Annotated in this window: 18 protein-coding genes; 3 read left to right on the top strand and 15 right to left on the bottom strand. The window is 66.6% G+C overall.

The features are described from left to right. Positions 1-2: 2 nt before the first annotated feature. Positions 3-1,358, top strand: coding sequence for a L,D-transpeptidase family protein (locus tag AAA989_RS04540; protein ID WP_338241430.1), 1,356 nt, complete (start codon positions 3-5; stop codon positions 1,356-1,358). Between the two features lie 7 nt (positions 1,359-1,365). On the opposite strand, the gene AAA989_RS04535 is transcribed toward AAA989_RS04540, so the two are convergent. From AAA989_RS04535 to ispG, 7 genes are read right to left on the bottom strand one after another with little or no spacing between them, the layout of a single operon-like run. Further along, on the bottom strand, positions 1,366-2,133 hold the full coding sequence (locus AAA989_RS04535) for a murein L,D-transpeptidase catalytic domain-containing protein (protein WP_338241428.1): 768 nt from the start codon (positions 2,131-2,133) through the stop codon (positions 1,366-1,368). A gap of 54 nt (positions 2,134-2,187) precedes the next feature. Then, positions 2,188-3,111 carry a hypothetical protein gene (locus AAA989_RS04530; RefSeq protein WP_338241426.1) on the bottom strand — a complete coding sequence of 308 codons (924 nt, stop codon included), beginning with the start codon at positions 3,109-3,111 and terminating at the stop codon, positions 2,188-2,190. Between the two features lie 11 nt (positions 3,112-3,122). After that, positions 3,123-3,656, bottom strand: a complete 534-nt coding sequence (locus AAA989_RS04525; RefSeq protein WP_338241424.1) for a retropepsin-like aspartic protease family protein — start codon at positions 3,654-3,656, stop codon at positions 3,123-3,125. Between the two features lie 11 nt (positions 3,657-3,667). Next, the gene (locus tag AAA989_RS04520) at positions 3,668-4,561 is read right to left on the bottom strand and encodes a histone deacetylase family protein (RefSeq protein WP_338241422.1); all 894 of its coding nucleotides are present in this window, start codon (positions 4,559-4,561) and stop codon (positions 3,668-3,670) included. A 34-nt stretch (positions 4,562-4,595) separates the two neighbouring features. After that, positions 4,596-4,949 carry a hypothetical protein gene (locus AAA989_RS04515; protein ID WP_338241420.1) on the bottom strand — a complete coding sequence of 118 codons (354 nt, stop codon included), beginning with the start codon at positions 4,947-4,949 and terminating at the stop codon, positions 4,596-4,598. A gap of 8 nt (positions 4,950-4,957) precedes the next feature. Next, positions 4,958-5,482: a thioredoxin family protein gene (locus AAA989_RS04510; protein ID WP_338241418.1), complete on the bottom strand. Its 525-nt coding sequence runs from the start codon at positions 5,480-5,482 to the stop codon at positions 4,958-4,960. Next, positions 5,479-6,618, bottom strand: coding sequence for a flavodoxin-dependent (E)-4-hydroxy-3-methylbut-2-enyl-diphosphate synthase (gene ispG / locus AAA989_RS04505; protein WP_338241416.1), 1,140 nt, complete (start codon positions 6,616-6,618; stop codon positions 5,479-5,481). Before ispG ends, AAA989_RS04510 begins: the two co-directional genes overlap by 4 nt. Positions 6,619-6,719: 101 nt before the next feature. On the opposite strand from ispG, the gene AAA989_RS04500 reads away from it, so the two are divergent. After that, positions 6,720-7,730, top strand: a complete 1,011-nt coding sequence (locus AAA989_RS04500) for a zinc transporter ZntB (RefSeq protein ID WP_338242181.1) — start codon at positions 6,720-6,722, stop codon at positions 7,728-7,730. 28 nt (positions 7,731-7,758) lie between these two features. Next, positions 7,759-9,513, top strand: coding sequence for a cation:proton antiporter domain-containing protein (locus tag AAA989_RS04495; RefSeq protein ID WP_338241414.1), 1,755 nt, complete (start codon positions 7,759-7,761; stop codon positions 9,511-9,513). A 9-nt stretch (positions 9,514-9,522) separates the two neighbouring features. Here the strand turns inward: AAA989_RS04495 and AAA989_RS04490 are convergent, their stop codons facing one another. From AAA989_RS04490 to AAA989_RS04455, 8 genes are read right to left on the bottom strand one after another with little or no spacing between them, the layout of a single operon-like run. After that, a complete protein-coding gene (locus AAA989_RS04490) occupies positions 9,523-10,776 on the bottom strand; it encodes a sensor domain-containing phosphodiesterase (protein WP_338241412.1) in 1,254 nt (417 codons plus the stop codon). 52 nt (positions 10,777-10,828) lie between these two features. Further along, positions 10,829-11,359: a GNAT family N-acetyltransferase gene (locus tag AAA989_RS04485; protein ID WP_338241411.1), complete on the bottom strand. Its 531-nt coding sequence runs from the start codon at positions 11,357-11,359 to the stop codon at positions 10,829-10,831. Next, positions 11,356-12,249, bottom strand: a complete 894-nt coding sequence (locus tag AAA989_RS04480; RefSeq protein WP_338241409.1) for an RDD family protein — start codon at positions 12,247-12,249, stop codon at positions 11,356-11,358. The genes AAA989_RS04485 and AAA989_RS04480 overlap by 4 nt, the downstream gene beginning before the upstream one ends. After that, positions 12,246-13,298: a stage II sporulation protein M gene (locus AAA989_RS04475; protein ID WP_338241407.1), complete on the bottom strand. Its 1,053-nt coding sequence runs from the start codon at positions 13,296-13,298 to the stop codon at positions 12,246-12,248. The genes AAA989_RS04480 and AAA989_RS04475 overlap by 4 nt, the downstream gene beginning before the upstream one ends. Then, entirely contained in the window at positions 13,298-14,650 is a 1,353-nt protein-coding gene (locus AAA989_RS04470) for a DUF58 domain-containing protein (RefSeq protein ID WP_338242180.1), read from the bottom strand. The genes AAA989_RS04475 and AAA989_RS04470 overlap by 1 nt, the downstream gene beginning before the upstream one ends. Positions 14,651-14,667: 17 nt before the next feature. Further along, positions 14,668-15,645, bottom strand: coding sequence for an AAA family ATPase (locus AAA989_RS04465; protein ID WP_338241406.1), 978 nt, complete (start codon positions 15,643-15,645; stop codon positions 14,668-14,670). Beyond that, positions 15,642-16,895, bottom strand: coding sequence for a DUF4350 domain-containing protein (locus AAA989_RS04460; RefSeq protein WP_338241403.1), 1,254 nt, complete (start codon positions 16,893-16,895; stop codon positions 15,642-15,644). Before AAA989_RS04460 ends, AAA989_RS04465 begins: the two co-directional genes overlap by 4 nt. Further along, a complete protein-coding gene (locus AAA989_RS04455) occupies positions 16,892-17,566 on the bottom strand; it encodes a hypothetical protein (RefSeq protein ID WP_338241402.1) in 675 nt (224 codons plus the stop codon). Before AAA989_RS04455 ends, AAA989_RS04460 begins: the two co-directional genes overlap by 4 nt. Positions 17,567-17,571 lie beyond the last annotated feature (5 nt).

The raw sequence follows: 17,571 nt of genomic DNA, 5'->3' as shown, positions 1-17,571 counted from the left end.
GTATGGCATCGTCGCGCACCTGCGGCATTGGTTTGCTGGCTGCTGCGGCGCTGGCCTTTCCTGCGGCTGCGCAGACGCTTTCTGCGCAGGATCCGCTGCAGGACGACGATGCGGTGACCGTTTCCGCCACGCCCACCTTCGAAACGCGCGAAATCGTGCAGGAGGACCCGCGAGAGGCTGCCGTCCAGCACTGGAGCGTCGAGAATGCGAGGGCGCTGGTCGCGGTGCTCGAAGCGATCGGCTCGGAAGGGCTGGATCCCGCCGACTATCGCCCCGACAAGCTGCGCGAGGAAATCGCCCGCGGGGAAAGCCGCGAGCTCGATGTGCGCGCCAGCGGCGCCTTCACCTGGCTGGTGGAGGACCTGCGCGACGGACGCACGCCGATGGATTCGCGGCGCCAGTGGTTCGTGGTCGATCCCGATGGCGACCTGCTGCCGACCGGCGACCTGATGGCCCAGGCGCTGGAGAGCGGCGACCTGGCCGGAATCGTCGACATGCTCGCTCCGAGGCATGAGGACTATGCCATGCTGCGCGATGCGCTGGCGCAAACCGCACCGGGCGACACGGCAAAGCGCCGGATCATCCGCGCCAACATGGATCGCTGGCGCTGGCTGCCCCGCGATCTGGGCAGCCAGTATCTCATCACCAACGTGCCCGAATACCAGTTGCGGCTGATGGTGAACGACCAGATCATCCGCACCTATCGCACCATCGTGGGCGCACCCGGTCGCACGGCGACGCCGCAACTTGCGGAAACGGTGGAGGGCGTGATCTTCAACCCCAACTGGACGGTGCCGCAGAGCATCGTCGTGGGCGAAGGGCTTGGTCGGCGTGTCCTGAACAACCCCACCTGGGCGCGAAACAACGGCTACACCGCCACTCGCGGTGCCGATGGCTTCATCACCGTCATTCAGCAGCCTGGCCCCGGCAATTCGCTCGGCAAGATGAAGCTCGACATGCCCAATCCGCATGCGATCTTCCTCCACGATACCCCCGCGCGGGGCCTGTTCGACAGCGAAGACCGGGCGCGCAGCCACGGCTGCATCCGTGTGGAACGGGCGCTGGAACTGGCCATGACCGTTGCCATCCTGGGCGGCGGCGCCACGCGTGACGAGGCGGTTTCCGTCTCCGACAGCGGGGAATACACCCGCGTTCCGGTGGAGCGCACGATCCCGGTCTACATTACCTACTTCACCTACGGCGTGGATGTGGACGGCAAGCTGCGCGAGTTCGAGGATATCTACGGCCGCGACGCGCCGGTGCTTGCCTCGCTGGACGCCGCGCGGGTGGGCAACCGCCAGACGTTCAGCGCCGAGGAAGTGATCGAAGTGGTGAACGACCCGCGCTCGACCACCTGATGCGCGGCTAGTTGCCGCTCGTCAGGTCGAGGCCGGGATTGGCTGAGGTATAGACGCGTTCCAGTTCGCCCGGATCCTGCTCTCCCGCGCCGCCATTGCGTCGGGCCACCGCGGCTTCGAAATCGACAGGCTGCTGCGAGGGACGGGCGACATCGCGTCCATCGGGACCGATACCCAGCGTCTCTGCATAGAGCAGGCGTCCGCCCATGAGGCGCGACATGGCCTGCGGGAAGACATCGGGCCCGTAGGCAAAGCAGCCGTTGGAGCGGCCGAGGCGACCCCAGCGTGCGACGTGTTCGGGCGTCGCATAGTCGGCCTTGTGCATCACGATGGCGCGCGGAAAGGCGTTGGAATTGCTCCGGTCGAGCCCGCCCAGGCGAACCGACGTGCCGAAACGCCCCTCGTACCACTCCCAGGTGATGTAGGCCCCGCGGCTGGTCGCCCAGCTGTCGTGCATGTTGGAATAGTCGTTGAGCCAGCCGTCGTGCTCGGGATCGGAGCCGCTGCCGTGGGTGACGAGCACGCTGTTCACTGCGCCCGCCTCCAGATCGACGAAGTGGAACCGCGGAACGCTGGAGTGCAGGCCGAAATCGGCGATGCCCACCAGATCGCGTCGCCACAGCTGCGCACCCGCCCGCTCGACCTCGCGCCGGGCAATGTCGAGCAGCCTGCGCGCCTGCAGGTCCGGTGCGGCCTGCGCGAACACGCGAGAGGGTGCCGCAGCCAGCGTTACGCCGGCGGCAAGCGTTCCTTTCAGAATCTGGCGCCTGTTCATGGTGGCATATATTGCAGGACGAAGGTGAACCTTGTCCATACGAAGCTGCGCCCGTTAGCTCTTCAGCTGGCCGATGGCCTGGAGACTGGCATCGATATAGGCCCCGTTGTCGTGCCGGTGCGTGCCGACGAAGTGGACGAAGCGGGCATCCTCTCCCCAGGGCTCGTTCCAGTAGTTGAGATAGCGGGCGTAGGGCAGCACGACCGGCTGTGCCTCGTTGGCGAGATGAAAATTCGAAGTGACCTGCTCCGTGCCCCAGATGGTCACGTCCTCGTTTCCGATCATCCGCTTCATCTCGGCAAGGAAGGCCGCCGCAAGCGGGCGGCCGCTGCCCGTCGCGGCGAATCCGGCAAAGCCGGAGCAGCCGCGAACGTATTTCCAGTCCCTGCGCACATCGATGCTGTCGAGACGTGACTCGATGCGCACCTGCACATGCCCGTCTGCCGCGCCGTCAGGATAGAACCGCTCGCGAAATTCATGCAGCGGCAAGGGGCCGATTTCGGCGTCCTTGTCGCCAAGGAACAGGAAGCTGCGGTTGCGGGCAATGGCCTCCGCGATTTCGGGCAGGTCACCGATGGTCACGGTATCGCTGTCCAGCTGTATCCAGTACTCGCCTGCGCGATTGTCCAGGATCGTGAGCAGCCGTTCCCAGGTTCCGCCCGAAGGGAAGTCACCCAGCCTCACATCGCCGATGCGGATGATCTGCGGGTCGCCGCAATGATGCGCCAGGATCGCGCGGTCGGGTGCGGTCAGCGTTCCATCGTCGAGGATGGCGACGCGTCCGCGCCGCAGGTGGTGCCAGAGCGACTTGACCGCCACCAGGTAGGGCAGCAGCACTTCGGTTCCGATCATGGAGAACAGGACGACGCCGTCCTGCCTCGGCGCGATTGGCGGCGTCTCGAGAATTTCGGTGATGGCCTCCGCGTGGCGCGTGGCTTCCTTGCGCGAGCGCCAGCGCCGGGGGAGAAGGCTGCTCATGTTCATGGCAGTCAGTTCTCCAGCACCATGCGATCGTTCGCGATGCGGACGGAATTCACGGTTTCCAGGAACGACTGCCCGAGCAGCGAGATGCTGAGCCCCTCCGGCACGATGATGGCCCTGACGTCGCGCGCCTCGAAATCGCCCAGGCGGACGCGCGAGAGCTGGGTGTTGACGCCATAGACCGTGCCGCTCGCCCCCTGCGCGACCGGAGCGACTTCGCTGTCATCCCAGTAAATCCCCATGGCCTGCGCATCGTCTCCGGTCAGGGCGATGACGCTGGCACCGGTATCCACCAGCATGCGCGAGGGCACGCCGTCGACATGGACATCGGCATAGAAATGTCCGTCAGGCTCGCGATTGAGCGAGAACTCGTTGCCCCAGCCGGAGCTCTGGATTTCCTGCGTCGCGGCGAGCGTGACGACCTCGTCGCCCCCTTGCACCTGCTCCGGCGAGAATTGCCGGCCTGCCTCGGAAATGGGCATGGCAATGCCGATCGCACCGCCGACGATCAGCACACAGGCTATGGGAAGACGCGTGTCCATCACGCCCCATTCTAGCGGGCAAGCATTGCCGAGGGGTAAAGGCGGTTCTCGTCGGCCATGGCCAGCATGGAGGCGGCATGACGCCGGGCGACGGCGCGTTGATCCGGCCCGTATCCGCCGCCCAGCGCGCTGGCGATCGGCAGGCCGCGCCTGCGTGCCTGCGCCACGACGAACCGGTCGCGCCGGGCAAGGCCGTCGTCGGTCAGGGCAAGCCTTCCCAGCTTGTCGTTCTCGTGCGGGTCGACGCCCGCCTGGTAAAGCACCAGGTCTGGTGCGAAGTCGGCCATAAGGGCGGGAATTTCGCGTTCCAGGACAGCCATATAGCCATCGTCGTCGGTTCCGTCCGGCAGACCGATATCGCGGCTGGACCGTGCCTTGCGCGCCGGGAAATTCTTCTCGGCATGGATCGACAGGGTGAAGACGTCGTCGCGCAGCGCCGTCAGGCTGGCGGTTCCATCGCCCTGGTGGACGTCCAGATCGACGATCAGGATCCGCTCGGCATCGCCCTGCGCGATCAGGCGATTGGCCGCGACGGCAAGATCATTGAAGACGCAGTAACCCGCGCCGGTATCGTGCAGGGCATGGTGGCTGCCTGCCGCCGAGTTGGCGGCATAGCCATGCTCCATGGCCAGCTGCGCGGCGAGCCAGGTGCCGCCGTTGGTATGTCGCACGCGGCTGGCGATGTGCGGGGTGACCGGAAAGCCGATCCGCCGCTCCTTCTCGCGCGGGACCTGGGCGGCGAACACCTGTTCGACATAGTCTGGACAGTGCACCGCCTCCAGCCATTCGCGCGGCATGGGATCCGGGGCGTGCTCGGTGACAGGTTCGCCGCTCGCGCGCAGTTCCTCCATCACGAGGTAGTACTTGTCGAACCTGAAGGAACCGCGTTCGGGCCGCGGGGCCATGTAGTCTGCGTGGTGGACGACGTGGAGCAAGGCGTCAGCGGTCCGCGTTACTGCCGGCCCTGAGGTCGGCGGCGTAGTGAAAGAAGCTTCGGCTCCAGCGCTCGATCGCCAGGATGGTGGCAAAGAAGGTCAGGACGGCGAAGATGAACACTACCGCCTCGCCGGTTTCGCCCCTGTGATTGAACGCAAGCGCGGCGATGAGTCCCGCCGGTCCAAGTGCGACACAGATTTCCAGCGGTTGGAAGATGCAGCGATAGACGAGCCGGGGCATGCGGTCGCACCAGGCGCAGACGATGGCCGTCGCCGCGAGACCGAAAACGGCGGCAATCCAGATTCCGGCCAGAGTGAAGTCGCCGGGATAGTTCAGGATGGCCCAGATCTCCTGCACGATCCGAACTACCGGCTTCCTTGTGCGACCCAGTCTTCGAGCGTCGCAAGAACGGCAGCCGGAGAGCGGCTGGCAGAGTTGCGCCAGGAAATCGCGTCCTCGGGCGTGTTCACCAGTTCACCTGTAGGCGTCAGCGCCAGCACGCTAGGCGTGCCTTCGGGCGTGACGCCGAACCGCTCCGCCACGTCGAGGTTGAAGCCGTCGCCGGTCTGAGGGAGGCCGACGTCGATGTAGACCGTTTCGTAATGCTCTTCGAGCAGGGCGGCGTGTTCCGGTTCCATCAGGTAGCTCGTCAGGGCGCGGCTGTCGTGGCACCAGTTGGCGCCCATTACCAGGAGCACCAGGCGATCGCTTCCCGCCGCGCGCGCCAGCGCGGTATCGACCGCCTCGTGCGCATCGAGGGACGGATCGAAGATGGCGCCCTCGGGATGCACGATGGCAGCAGCGCCTTCGGCCCGCGGCTCGCCTGATGTGGCACATGCGGCAAGGGAGAAAGCGGCGGCGAGGGCAGCCAGCGCCGCCAGCGGCTTCATTCCGCCGCCTCGGCGTGGGGATCGAAAGCGGTCGCCGTGCCTGCCTCGATCTCGGCGGCCTTCTTTTCCACCAGTTCGACGATGTGATCGAGCATGGCATCGCTTTCCACGTGGTGGTCGGTCACGCCGGAAAGATAGACCATGTGCTTGCCAGCGCCGCCGCCGGTGATGCCGATGTCGGTCTCGCGCGCTTCGCCGGGGCCGTTCACCACGCAGCCGAGCACGGAAAGGCTCATCGGCGTCTTGATGTGCTCCAGCCGGGCCTCCAGCGCCTCCACGGTGCGGATCACGTCGAAACCCTGGCGCGAGCAGGAGGGGCAGGAAACGACGCGCACGCCGCGCGTACGCAGGCCCAGCGCCTTCAGCATCTCGAAGCCGACGCGCACTTCCTGTTCCGGCTCCGCCGAAAGCGAGACGCGGATGGTGTCGCCAATGCCCGCCCACAGCAGGCTGCCGATACCGATGGAGCTCTTCACCGTGCCGCCGATCAGTCCGCCGGCCTCTGTAATGCCGAGGTGCAGCGGGCAGTCCACCGTTTCCGCCAGTCCGTGATAGGCCGCGACCGCCAGGAAGACGTCGCTCGCCTTCACCGCCACCTTGAATTCGTGGAAATCGTGATCCTGCAGCAACTTGATGTGGTCGAGCGCGCTCTCGATCAGCGCCTCCGGGCAGGGCTCGCCGTATTTCTCCAGCAGGTCCTTTTCCAGACTGCCCGCGTTCACGCCGATGCGGATGGCGCAGCCGTTGGCCTTGGCCGCGCGGACCACTTCGGCAACGCGCTTGTCGTCGCCGATATTGCCCGGATTGATGCGCAGGCAGGCGGCGCCCTTGTCGGCAGCTTCCAGCGCCCGCTTGTAGTGGAAATGGATGTCGGCGACGATGGGGATGTTCGCCGCTTTCGTGATCTGGTCGAAGTTCCGGGTCGATTCCGCCGTGGGGCAGGACACGCGGATGATGTCGGCCCCCACCTCCTCGCACCGGCGAATCTGGTCGATGGTGGCGCCCACGTCCTCTGTCGGCGTGTTCGTCATGGTCTGCACGGTGATCGGGGCATCGCCGCCGACGGGGACGTTGCCGACCATGATCTGGCGGGACTGGCGGCGCTCTATATCGCGCCATGGGCGTACGGAAGACATGGCCACTACTATAGGGCCTTGCGGTGACAGGTTAAAGGCATGGTTTCGCGCCTCGCCGTCATGCGCGTATTGCCCGCAGGCCCACAATGGTCTTTGATCGGATGCACATGGCCACCGACGAAACAGATCCCAAGGAAATTCTCGACGGACCCATGCTGTTCGGGCGCGTGCTCGACGGCAAGGGATCCGGTCGACCGATCAGCTGGGCCGATGCGCAGGCCTGGACACCCGGCGGGCCGGGAGAGGTCTTGTGGCTGCACGTCTGTCGCAACCGTCCCGGCGTGCAGGAATGGCTGGAGAGCCTCGGCATCCCCGAGCCCACGGTGGAACTGCTCATCAGCGACGAAACCCGGCCGCGTGCCTTTCGCGAGGGCGACGCGCTGGTCGCCACGCTGCGCGGGATCAATTTCAACCCCGGCGCGGAGCCGGAGGACATGGTCGCCCTGCAGGTCTGGAGCGACGGCGACCGCGTGTTCACCCTGCGCCGCCGCCGCCTGCAATCCCCACGCGACGTCTGCGCGATGGTGGATGCCGGGCGCGGACCGCGCGATGCGGGCAGGGTGATCACAGACCTGGTGGAAGGGCTGATCAATCGCATGAACTCCTCCATCGTCGACATGAACGACACGATCGACGCGATGGAGGAGGAGGGCACCGAGGCCGAGACCGACGAGATGCTGGAGCGCATCGCGGCGATCCGGCGCAATTGCCTGGGCCTCCAGCGCCACATGGCTCCGCAGCACGAAGCGCTGGAGACCATCGCCCGCACCGCGCCCGACTGGTTCGAGGCGGAAGACCGTCGCGAGATCGCCGAGAGCATCGACCGGCTTCGCCGTTTCCTAGAGGATATCAATATCTCCAAGGAAAGCGCGCTTGTGCTGCAGGACGACATCCGCGCCCGGTCCGTCGCACGCTCCGAACGCACCAATTACCTCCTCACCATCGTTGCCGCGATCTTCCTGCCGCTGGGGTTCATCACCGGCTTGCTGGGCATCAACGTGGGCGGGGTGCCCGGGGTGAACGATGCCGATGCCTTCTGGATCGTCGTGGGCATGTGCGGCGCGATCCTGCTGGTGCAACTCATGCTGTTCTGGAAATGGAAATGGCTCTAGTTCCGGCTGGGTCTGGGGGGCGCGCCTGATGGAAGAACATGCAACCGGCCTGCTGCTGCGCGATGCGCTGCTGATGCTGGGCTTCGCCCTGGTGGCTGTCCTGGCCTTCCGCCGCGCGGGGCTGGGCGCCACGCTTGGCTACCTCGTCGCCGGCGCGCTGCTGGGGCCGTCAGTACTTGGCCTCGTCGACGGGGCAGAGGAGATGGCCGAGGTCGCCGAACTGGGCATCGTCATGCTGCTCTTCGTCGTCGGCCTCGAGCTCAGCCCCGCCCGGCTATGGCGACTGAAAGGCGCGATCTTCGGCCTCGGCCTGGCGCAGGTGACGGCCTGCGGGCTGGCGATAAGCGCGACGGTACTGGCGCTGGCGGGCTATCCGCTGGCGGCGGCGCTGGCCATCGGCCTGCCGCTAGGCCTGTCCTCCACCGCGCAGGTGCTGCCCATGCTGCAGGCCGGCGGCCGCCTGCGCACACCCTTCGGGGAGCGCGCCTTTGCCATCCTGCTGTTCCAGGACCTGTCGATCATCCCGCTCATCACCATCGTCGCCGCGCTGGGCGCAGGCGCGGAGGAAGGGCCTTCGGGATGGATGCTGGGTCTGCTCACGGTGGTGGCCGTCGTGGGCCTCATCGCGGCGGGACGCCTTCTCATCAGGCCGCTGTTCAGCCTGATCGGCGGCCTTGGCGAGCGCGAGCTGTTCATCGTCGCGGCGCTGTTCACCGTGCTGGCGAGCGCGGTGACGATGGAGTTCCTGGGCCTGTCGGCGGCGCTGGGGGCCTTCATCGCCGGCGTAATGCTGGCCGATACGCCGTACCGGCACGAGCTGGAGGCCGATATCGAGCCGTTCCGCGCCATCCTGCTGGGGCTTTTCTTTGTCGCCGTAGGCATGATGCTGGACCTTGGCGTGATCGCCGAGAACCCGCTGTTCGTGATCGGGTTCGCCGCGCTTCTCATCGTCGTGAAGACGGCGATCATCATGGCTCTGGGCCTCGCCCTGAAGATGACCTGGCGCGCCGCACTGGCGCTTGGCCTGCTGCTCAGCCAGGGCGGCGAGTTCGCCTTCGTGCTCTATACCCAGGCCGTTCAGGGGCAGCTGATCTCGCTCGAACAGTCGAGCCTGTTCGGCGCGATCGTGACGCTGTCGATGGCGACGACGCCGTTCCTGATGATCGCCACCCGCAGGATCCGGCAGGAACCCAAGTCCGATGATGGCGGGCGCGAGGAGCCGCACGACGAGAGCGCGGGGGCGCTGGTGGTAGGGTTCGGCCGCTTTGGGCAGACCGTTGCGCAAACGCTGCTTGCCGGGGGCCTGACGGTTACGCTGATCGACAAGAAGACTTCGCAGATCGACATCGCCGAAGAGTTCGGCAGCAAGGTCTATTACGGCGACGGCACGCGGCTCGACATGCTTCGCCAGGCCGGGGCGCAGGATGCCGAACTGATCATGTTCTGCATCGACGAGGTGCCCGATGCCGAATTCATCAATTCGGTGGCCGACGCCTTTCCCAAGGCGACGATCTATGTCCGCGGTTTCGACCGGACGAGCGTGATCAATCTGGCCAACAGCAAGGCGGCCTACGTGATGCGCGAGGTGTACGAAAGCGCCATCACGCTGGCGCGGATGGCGCTGGAGGACGTCGGCCTGAACGAGCGCGAGATCGATCAGGCCGAAACGACATATCGCGAAAACGATCGCAAGCGGATGAACGTGCAGATCGAGGGTGGCGATATCTACGCGGCCAAGGAAATGACGCGCGAGCAGCAGCGCGAACTGCGCCGCGAAAAGTGATGCCGGGGCTTACTCTTCCATCGTGACCCCCAGCAGATGCTGCTGCGCCGCCACCACCGGCAACGGGCGCGCGAACAGGAAACCCTGGCCGTAGTCGACGCCAAGGTCCGTCATGGCGGATTTCTCGTCCTCGGTCTCGATCCCTTCGGCGACAAGTTTCGCGCCGATATCCCGGGCGAATTGCACCATGGCGGCGCAGATTGCGCGGCGGGCGGGATCGTCGTTGATGTTGCGGGTCAGCACCATGTCCATCTTCAGGATGTCGGGCTGAAGCTCGATCAGGTGGCGCAGGCCGGCATAACCTGTCCCCACATCGTCTATCGCGATCTTCGCGAACTCCTTCAGCGCCGAAATCTCGCGCCCCAGTGCGTCGAAATCCTCGACCTCCTGGTGCTCGGTGATCTCGATCACCAGGTTGCGGGCCCCCGCCTCCCGCAACGTCTCGCGCAGGCGGCCCGACAGGATCGTCGCGGGCGAGGCATTGATGGCGGCGTAGATGCCGTCGGGCACCTGGTCCACGGTCTCCAGGGCACAGCGCACGGCCGTCATCTCCAGGTCGTTGCCCAGGCCCGCTCTCTCCGCATCCTCGAACCAGGCTTCGGGGCCGCGCTTGTTGAGATCGGGGAAACGCGCGAGGCATTCCACGCCGACCGGGCGGCCGCTCGACAGCTCGTGAATCGGTTGCTGGAACATGGTGATGGCATGGCCGTCCAGCATGGCCTCCACCCGCTGGCGGGCCTGGCGCAGCAGTACGTCTTCCTGCAGCGCCGTCTCGATACGTTCGCCGACGAGCCCGGCGAAGCTTTTCAGGATCTCGAGGTCGCGCGGGTTCATGTCACGACGCGGTTCGCGGCCGAGGGCGCAGAAACTGCCCCAGACCGTGCCGTCCGCCAGCCTCAGGGGCGTGTTCACGTGGCATCCCACGGGCAGGAAGTCGGTGATCCCGAGCGTCTTCGTCAGGGGATGGTCGGAGGGATCCTGGATCAGTTCGGGCAGGCGGCCATGCAGGATATGCCAGCAGTAACTGTCGGCCCGGTCCTCGCGGAAACCCACGCCCATCGGCAGGTCGAGGTCGGAGCTGACATGCGTCAGTTCCCTCTGCTCGCCCTCGACGTAGCGCGAGACGAAGGCGATCTCGAGCCCGAGGTGCCCGCGCACGGTCTCAAGGATGCGGTCGATGCCGGGATCGCTGACCAGTTCGTCGGCAAGCGGACCTGCCGGAGTGTCGTCGAAATCGGGCAGTTGGAGTGCAAGGTTTCCCATCTCCGCGAGGCATGGACGAAAAGCCCTAAGGGCCTCTTAACCCAATGCCTTTTTAGGTGCCCTGAAGACGCAATTCGTACAGGAATTCATGGTCGCGCTGCTCTCCCACCCAGAAGCCGATATCGGCGATCTTCCCAAAGCCGTATCGCTGGTAGAATCGCTGCGCGCCGTGATTGTCGCTGTAGACGGACAGCTGCACGGCGTCGCACCCGCGCTGCTTCGCCAGATCGAGGCACCAGTCCATCAGCGCCGCGCCCAGTCCCTCTCCAGTCCGTGCGGGGTCGGTGTAGAGCTGGCCGAGGCAAAGCGGATTTTTCGCGCTGGAATGCTCCGCGTAAGGGCTTTCGTACTTCACCTTGATGAAGGCGCTCGGCCCGGCGCCCGGCGCATCCTGCGTCAGCTGGTGGCGGATGCCGGGATCGGCAATTTCCCGCGCCACGGCCTCTACCGAATAGACCTCCTCCAGGAACGGCTGCAGGTCCTGCGGGCGATAGAGGTGCTCGAACGCATGGCAGAAGCTGTCGCGGCCGAGGCGAGCAAGGCTTTCGGCATCCTCGGGCACGGCATCGCGCAGCAGGATCACGAGTACTTGTCCCGCTTGCGCTTGCCGAAGCGCATGTTGCTTTCCAGGTGACCGCGCAGCGCGGCGTAGAACGCTTCGAGGAATTCGCGCTCGTCTCCCCGGCCAAGTTCCCAGCCGATCTTGCCCGTAATCGCCTCCGCCACCTCGCGCAGGGATTCGGGCCGATCCTGCCGCAGCACGTTTTCCAGCACCTGCAGCTCGTGCTCTCCGTAGACGGAAAGCTCGGCCTCTCCGAACTGGTAGTCGTTGCGCCGGTCGGGAGCGAGCGACATCGCCTCCTTCAGCCGCGCCTGTTTCGCTTCCACGACCCAGGTGCCCGCCACGATGTCGCCGGCGCGCAGGGCATCGCGATTGAACAGCGGGAAGAGCACGAAGATGGCCAGCCAGATGAATGCGGCGAGGCCGCTGATCCCGGCGTTCTGTCCCCCTCCCAGCACGAAGAAGGCGGGCACGAACACCTCCACGTCCCGCATCAGGTTGCGGGCAATCACCATCTCGGCCGCCAGTCGCCCTCCATTGCGGGCGGCAACCCGCAATCCGACGATCCGCTTGCCCGGCGTCGCCCCCCGCGGGCCGAGTTCGAACCACAGGAAATAGCCGTAGCGCATCAGGAACAGCAGCATGGTGATGACGATCATCAGCATCTGCATCAGCGGGTTGGTCTCGCTGCTGAGCCCGATATCGTAGAGCCCGAGGCCGATTGCCGAGAAGAACAGCAGTACGGCGATCGTGCCCGTGAAAAGGATGACGAGGTCGAGGAGGAGGGCACCCGCCCGTCCGCCGCGGCTGCCTACCGTCAGCGGCAGGGCCAGCCCTTCGGGCGTCACCAGGGTGCGCGCGCGCTTGGCCTGGTCCGCCTGCAGGATCTGACGGGGGCTTACGGCACTCACGTCTCGCGCTCCTGCGGGGCGGGCATCATCGTAAAGTAGATGATCCACAGCGCCAGCATACAAAGACCGATGCCCAGCCGCGATGGCGTGTCGCCAACGAGCTGGCGGACGTAGCCTTCCAGCAGTCCGGCCACGATCAGCATGATCGTGCTGCCAGCCATCACCTGGGCCGCACGCACGCCGGCGCCCTGCATGGCTGCCAGGATCGACCGGTCTCCGGGAAAGACCATGGTGCGCCCGACATGCAGGCCTGCCGCGCCCGACAGCAGGATGGCACCGAGTTCGGTGGTGCCGTGCACGCTGATCCAGGCGGCGAAATCGAGGCCCAGTCCGGCCTCTGCGAATACCCAGTACATCGCCCCCAGCAGCGAGAGGTTGTAGACCAGCAGCAGCAGGGTGGGCACGCCGAAGGCAAATCCCAGTGCGAAGGCGAGGATGCAGACTCCGGTGTTGTTGGAGAACAGGTAGGCGGCGAAGACGCCGAGTCCGTCGGCGTTCTGCGCTGTGCCCAGGCTTTCGCGCAGGAGCGCGGGATCGGCTCCCGGCGCGCGGCCCCCGGCCATAGCTCCGGGCACGAGCGCGTAATACCACCGGTCGTCCTGCTCGACGAGCAGCCAGCCGACGATCGTGCCCGCGACCATGACTGCCAGCGCGATGCAGATGTCCAGCCAGATCGCGCGCACCGCAGCGCTCCAGCCTCCGCCGAGGAACCGGCGCAGCCAGCCGAACAGGCCGATGCGCGGTCCGTAGACCTGGAACCAGGCACGGCGGACGAGCGACTCCAGGTAGTCCAGCGTCGCAGCATCCAGCGACGTCTCGCGCGCGACGGCCAGGCTGGATGCCGTCTTTCGGTAGAGCACGGGGAGTTCAAGCAGGTCCTCGTCGCTGATCCGGCGAGGACTGTTCTTCTCCAGTGCGACGACGATCGCCTCAAGCCGCTGCCAGTCCACCTCGCGCTCCAGCCGGAAGCGGTCGGATCGCAGCGATGCGGCCTCGATATCGGCCGGCGGCGTTATCTCGTTGGAGCGGTTGAAGAAGGGGAGGACCATCAGCCGATCGCCTCCGCCCGCTTGGTTTCGAGGTAGAGGTCGATCAGGCGATAACCGATATCCTCGTGACGGGCCTCGATCACGTTGACGCCCAGCCGGCGAAGGCGCTGGAGGACCAGGCGGCGCTGAAGGGCAAGGGCATCCGCCCCGACGGCCACGGCAATATCGCCGATTGTCTCGGGCTCGGTAGCGGAAAGCTCCTCGAGCTCGGTATCGACCATCGTCACGAAGATCACCAGGTGATGGCGCACCAGCCTCTCGACGCTTTCGACCATCAGTTGCGCCGAGGTGGGGTCCGCGAAATCTGAGAAGAGGACGATCAGCGAGCGCCGTTTGAGGCGCGCAGTCAGGGTCGCCAGCGCCAGGGTGAAATTCGGCTCGCGCGCGGTGTAGTCGAGCTCCGCCGCGGCGCTTTGCAGGCGGTGAAAGGCGCGGGTGTCGGTGACGAACGGTGTCATCAGCTGCGGATGGTCGGCAAATCCGAACAGGCTTACCTTGTCACCGCCTTTCAGCGCCACGTAGGCGGCCATCAGCGCGGCGGAAACGGCGCGGTCGATGCGCGGCAGGCCGTCCACCGGCTCGCACATCGACTGGCCGCAGTCGAAGGCGAAGACGATCTGGTTGTCGCGCTCCGCCTCGTTCTCGCGCGCGTAGAGCGAGGTGTGCCGCGCGCTGGCCTTCCAGTCGATGCGGCGGCGATCCATGCCGGGTTCGTATTCCGAAAGCGCCTCGAACTGGGTGCCTTCGCCCCGGACGCGGCGGGCGACGAGGCCGAACTGGCTGTCGCGCAGGAAGCTGTGCAGGACGGGGGATCGGACCGGGGAAAGATCCGGCCAGACGCGGATGCGGTCGTCGAGCGTTTCGCGCGTCTGCCTGACCGCCAGGCCAAGGGGGCCGGGCCAGCGAAGCCACAGGTCATGCAGACTGCCCGTGCCGCGCCTCACCGGCATGATCCTGCCTTCGCCCGCAAACTTGCCCGGATCGCCCGTTGGCCGAAGCGCGAACTCGGTATTGCCGTCCTTGCCCAGCCGGGGCTCGAAACCGATCGCGGCCTCGGGCAGCGCGGCATCGCCGTCGCGCTCGATTTCCGCCTCCACCCGCAACACCGTATCCTGCCCCACCTCGGCATCGGCGGGAACGTGGCACGCGAAGGACACCAGCCTGCCCGCCAGCCAGCCGTCGATGATGGCAACCATCAACAGGGCGAGGGCGGCGGCAGGCGCGACGATCCATGCGCCCGGTGCCGTGGCCGCGATAACCACGGCCACGGGCACCAGCAGCGCCAGCAGCACCAGCGTGCGCGGCGTGGGCACGATGGGCACGGCGGGAAGCCGGGCAAGAAAGGCGCGCAGGGCTTTCACGATCTGCCTTACCGCGGCGCCTCCGTCTGCTCGACAAGGCCCGCCACGAGGTCTTCCACCTGCTTGCCTTCGATCTCGGCAGCGGGGGAAAGGAGCAGGCGATGGCGCAGGCAGGCGATGGCGAGCGCCTTCACGTCGTCGGGCACGACATAGGCTCGGCCCTCCAGCGCGGCGCGGGCGCGCGCGGCGTTGGCCAGCAGCACGGCGGCGCGCGGAGAGGCCCCGCTGGCGATATCGGGATTGTCGCGCGTCGCGCGCACCAGCGAGACGGTATAGCCGATCACCTCGTCCGATAGCGTGACCTGCTTCACTGCTGCCTGCGCTGCCGAAATGGACCCGGCATTGGCAACCTGCGCGATGTCGAAGTCGAGCGGCCCCTGCGGACCGCCCCGTTCGCCGAAACGGTGCACGATCTGCTTTTCTTCCTCGATGCTGGGATAGGGCACCAGCAGCTTGAAGGCGAAGCGATCGAGCTGCGCCTCGGGCAGGGGATAGACGCCCTGGTTCTCGATGGGGTTTTGCGTCGCCACCACCATGAAGCTCTCGCTCAGCGAGTGCGTCTCGCCGTCCAGCGTCACGCGGCGTTCCTGCATCGCCTCCAGCAGTGCAGCCTGCGTCTTGGGCGGAGTACGGTTGATCTCGTCGGCCAGCAGCAGTTCGCGGAAGATGGGGCCGCGCGTCAGGGTGAACTGGCTGGTCTGGAAGTTGAACAGGTTGGATCCGAGGATGTCGCCCGGCAGCAGGTCGGGCGTGAACTGGATGCGGCCGAATTCCATTCCCGTGGCGTGGGCGAAACACTGCGCGAGGAAGGTCTTGGCGGTTCCCGGCGGTCCTTCCAGCAGGACATGCCCCTGCGCCACGAGCGCGATCAGCAGGTGATCGACGATTTCGTCCATCCCGACGATCGCCTTGCCGACCTCGGCCCGGATCGATCGGGCGAGATCGGCGGTCTTTTCCAGCGTCATGGTGGCGGGCGTTTCGCTCATGGTGTCAGCGTCCTTTCGAATGATCGCAGGGCGCGTGCCGCGCGAACGATGTCTTTCGGGTTATGGGCCTCGCGCAGATCGGCGGCGAGGCGGGAAAAGGTCGGCCCATCGTGGCCGCGGCGTTGCAGGGCCATGTCGATGGCGGCTTCGCGATGTTCGCCGTCGGTGTCGCGCAGGCCCAGCGCCCTGGCAAGGCGCCGCCCCGTCATGTCTTCATAGGGTCCGGTCAGCAGGTGCCAGCGCTTCACGCGCTCCAGCAGGGCCGCGCCGTTGCGGGCAAGCTGGCGCTTGCCCTGCGCCATGGCGGGAGCCTCCGCCACGGGAGGGCCGAACCGCCGGAACGCGCGCCAGCCGATCACCAGCGCGGCCAGCAGCATGCACAGGGTGGCGGCGAGGAAGGGCGGGCGGAAGGCGAGCGTGAGCAGGTTTTCCGCAGCGCCGAGGCCGTTCAGCGTGAGATCGAAGCGAACCGGCATGGTTTCGCCCAAGGTCGCGCTTTCGACCAGCCGCATCGCGGCCTGCGCCCTATCGCGGTCCGCCATGCCGTAGTTGTTGAGCAGGTCCGGTTCGAACACGACGATCACCGGCCACGGGTCGTAATCGTCGTAGCCGCCTTGCTGCACCAGTTCGGCGGCCAGCAAATCGCCTTCATCGTCCACCACCAGCGGTCGCATGACTCCGGCCCTGTCGCCAACCAGCGCCTGCACCTGGCTCTCGTCCGGAAGGTCGCCCTCGAGCCCGAAGCCCTGCCATCCCCCGGTCTCGCCGACGGCGAGGCTGGTGCCGTCGGTGATCTCCAGATCGCCGAACCATCCGGGCGAAACGGCGCCCAGCAGCATCACCCAGCCGTCCGGGCTCTCGATCCCCGCTCCATCGGGCACCGGCATGGCCATCCACTTGGGCAGAATCAGCACGGTTGGCCCTGCGGCATAGTTCATGCGCCGTTCGATGATGGCGTCGATCTCCTCGACGTCGCTGAACAGCGGGGGCGTGAGGATCTGCAGGCCATAGTCCTGCAGTTCGGCCTGGCTGCGCGTCAGCGTGACCTTGCTGCCTGCGCTTTCCAGCAGCGCGGCAAGGCCGGAGTAGCCGTTCAACCCGTTGGAGGCGGCATGGCTGCCACCGTCGCGGTTCTCCCCGCCAGTCCAGCCCTGGCCCAGCGAATAGAGCAGCAGCAGGAAGGCGAGGCTGCCAACCAGCAGCATGGCGAGCACGGTGCCGGGACTGAAGGGATTGGCCCGGCGGCTCATGCGGCAAGCGCCCCCCTGGACATCGATTTGTGCGCCAGGGCGAAATCGGCATAGGCGGCGCGGGCGGCCTTCCAGTCGCTTTCCTCCAGCCGCGCAAGGGCGAACAGGCTGCGCTCCACCGGCGCGGCGATCAGGCCGAATGCCGTGCGCGCGGCTTCCGGCAGGCGCGGTTCGGATGCCAGTTCGCGGGCGGTGCTGGACGGTTCCACCAGGTCGGGGCGCGCCTCGGCGATCTGACTCACCGACCGCTTCAGCAGCAGGTGGGTGGCCTCGTCGTAATCGCCTGCCGCCGCCAGCCGGTCAGCCTCTTCCAGCAAGGCCAGCGCCTCGTCCTCCGGCGGAACCCATCCCTCATCGCCACTGCGCTCGCCCCGGCGCTTGTTGTGGTCGGGCCCGAAGGTGCGATACAGGAAGTACGCCGCTGCCAGCACGGCCGCGCCGATCAGGATCCAGGCGATGACGGGCCAGCCTGCCACCAGCGTCTCGGTCACCGGCGAAAGAACGTCTCCCAGCCAGTCGAGGAACTGCGTCAGCCAGTCGGGCGGCGGCTCTTCTTCCGGGATTTCGACAGGCGCGAACTGGGTTTCGCCATCGGCCCGCAGCTCCCGCCACGCCGAAGCGAAGTCCTCTGCCCTTGCAGGCGGCGCGGCATTCCCCTGACCCGTCGTCACCGCGT

The sequence above is a fragment of the Aurantiacibacter hainanensis genome, assembly GCF_036321025.1.
GTDB classification, from domain to species: Bacteria; Pseudomonadota; Alphaproteobacteria; order Sphingomonadales; family Sphingomonadaceae; genus Alteraurantiacibacter; species Alteraurantiacibacter hainanensis.
Note: the sequence above shows the minus strand (reverse complement) of the source record. Positions and strands in the feature narration are given on the sequence as shown.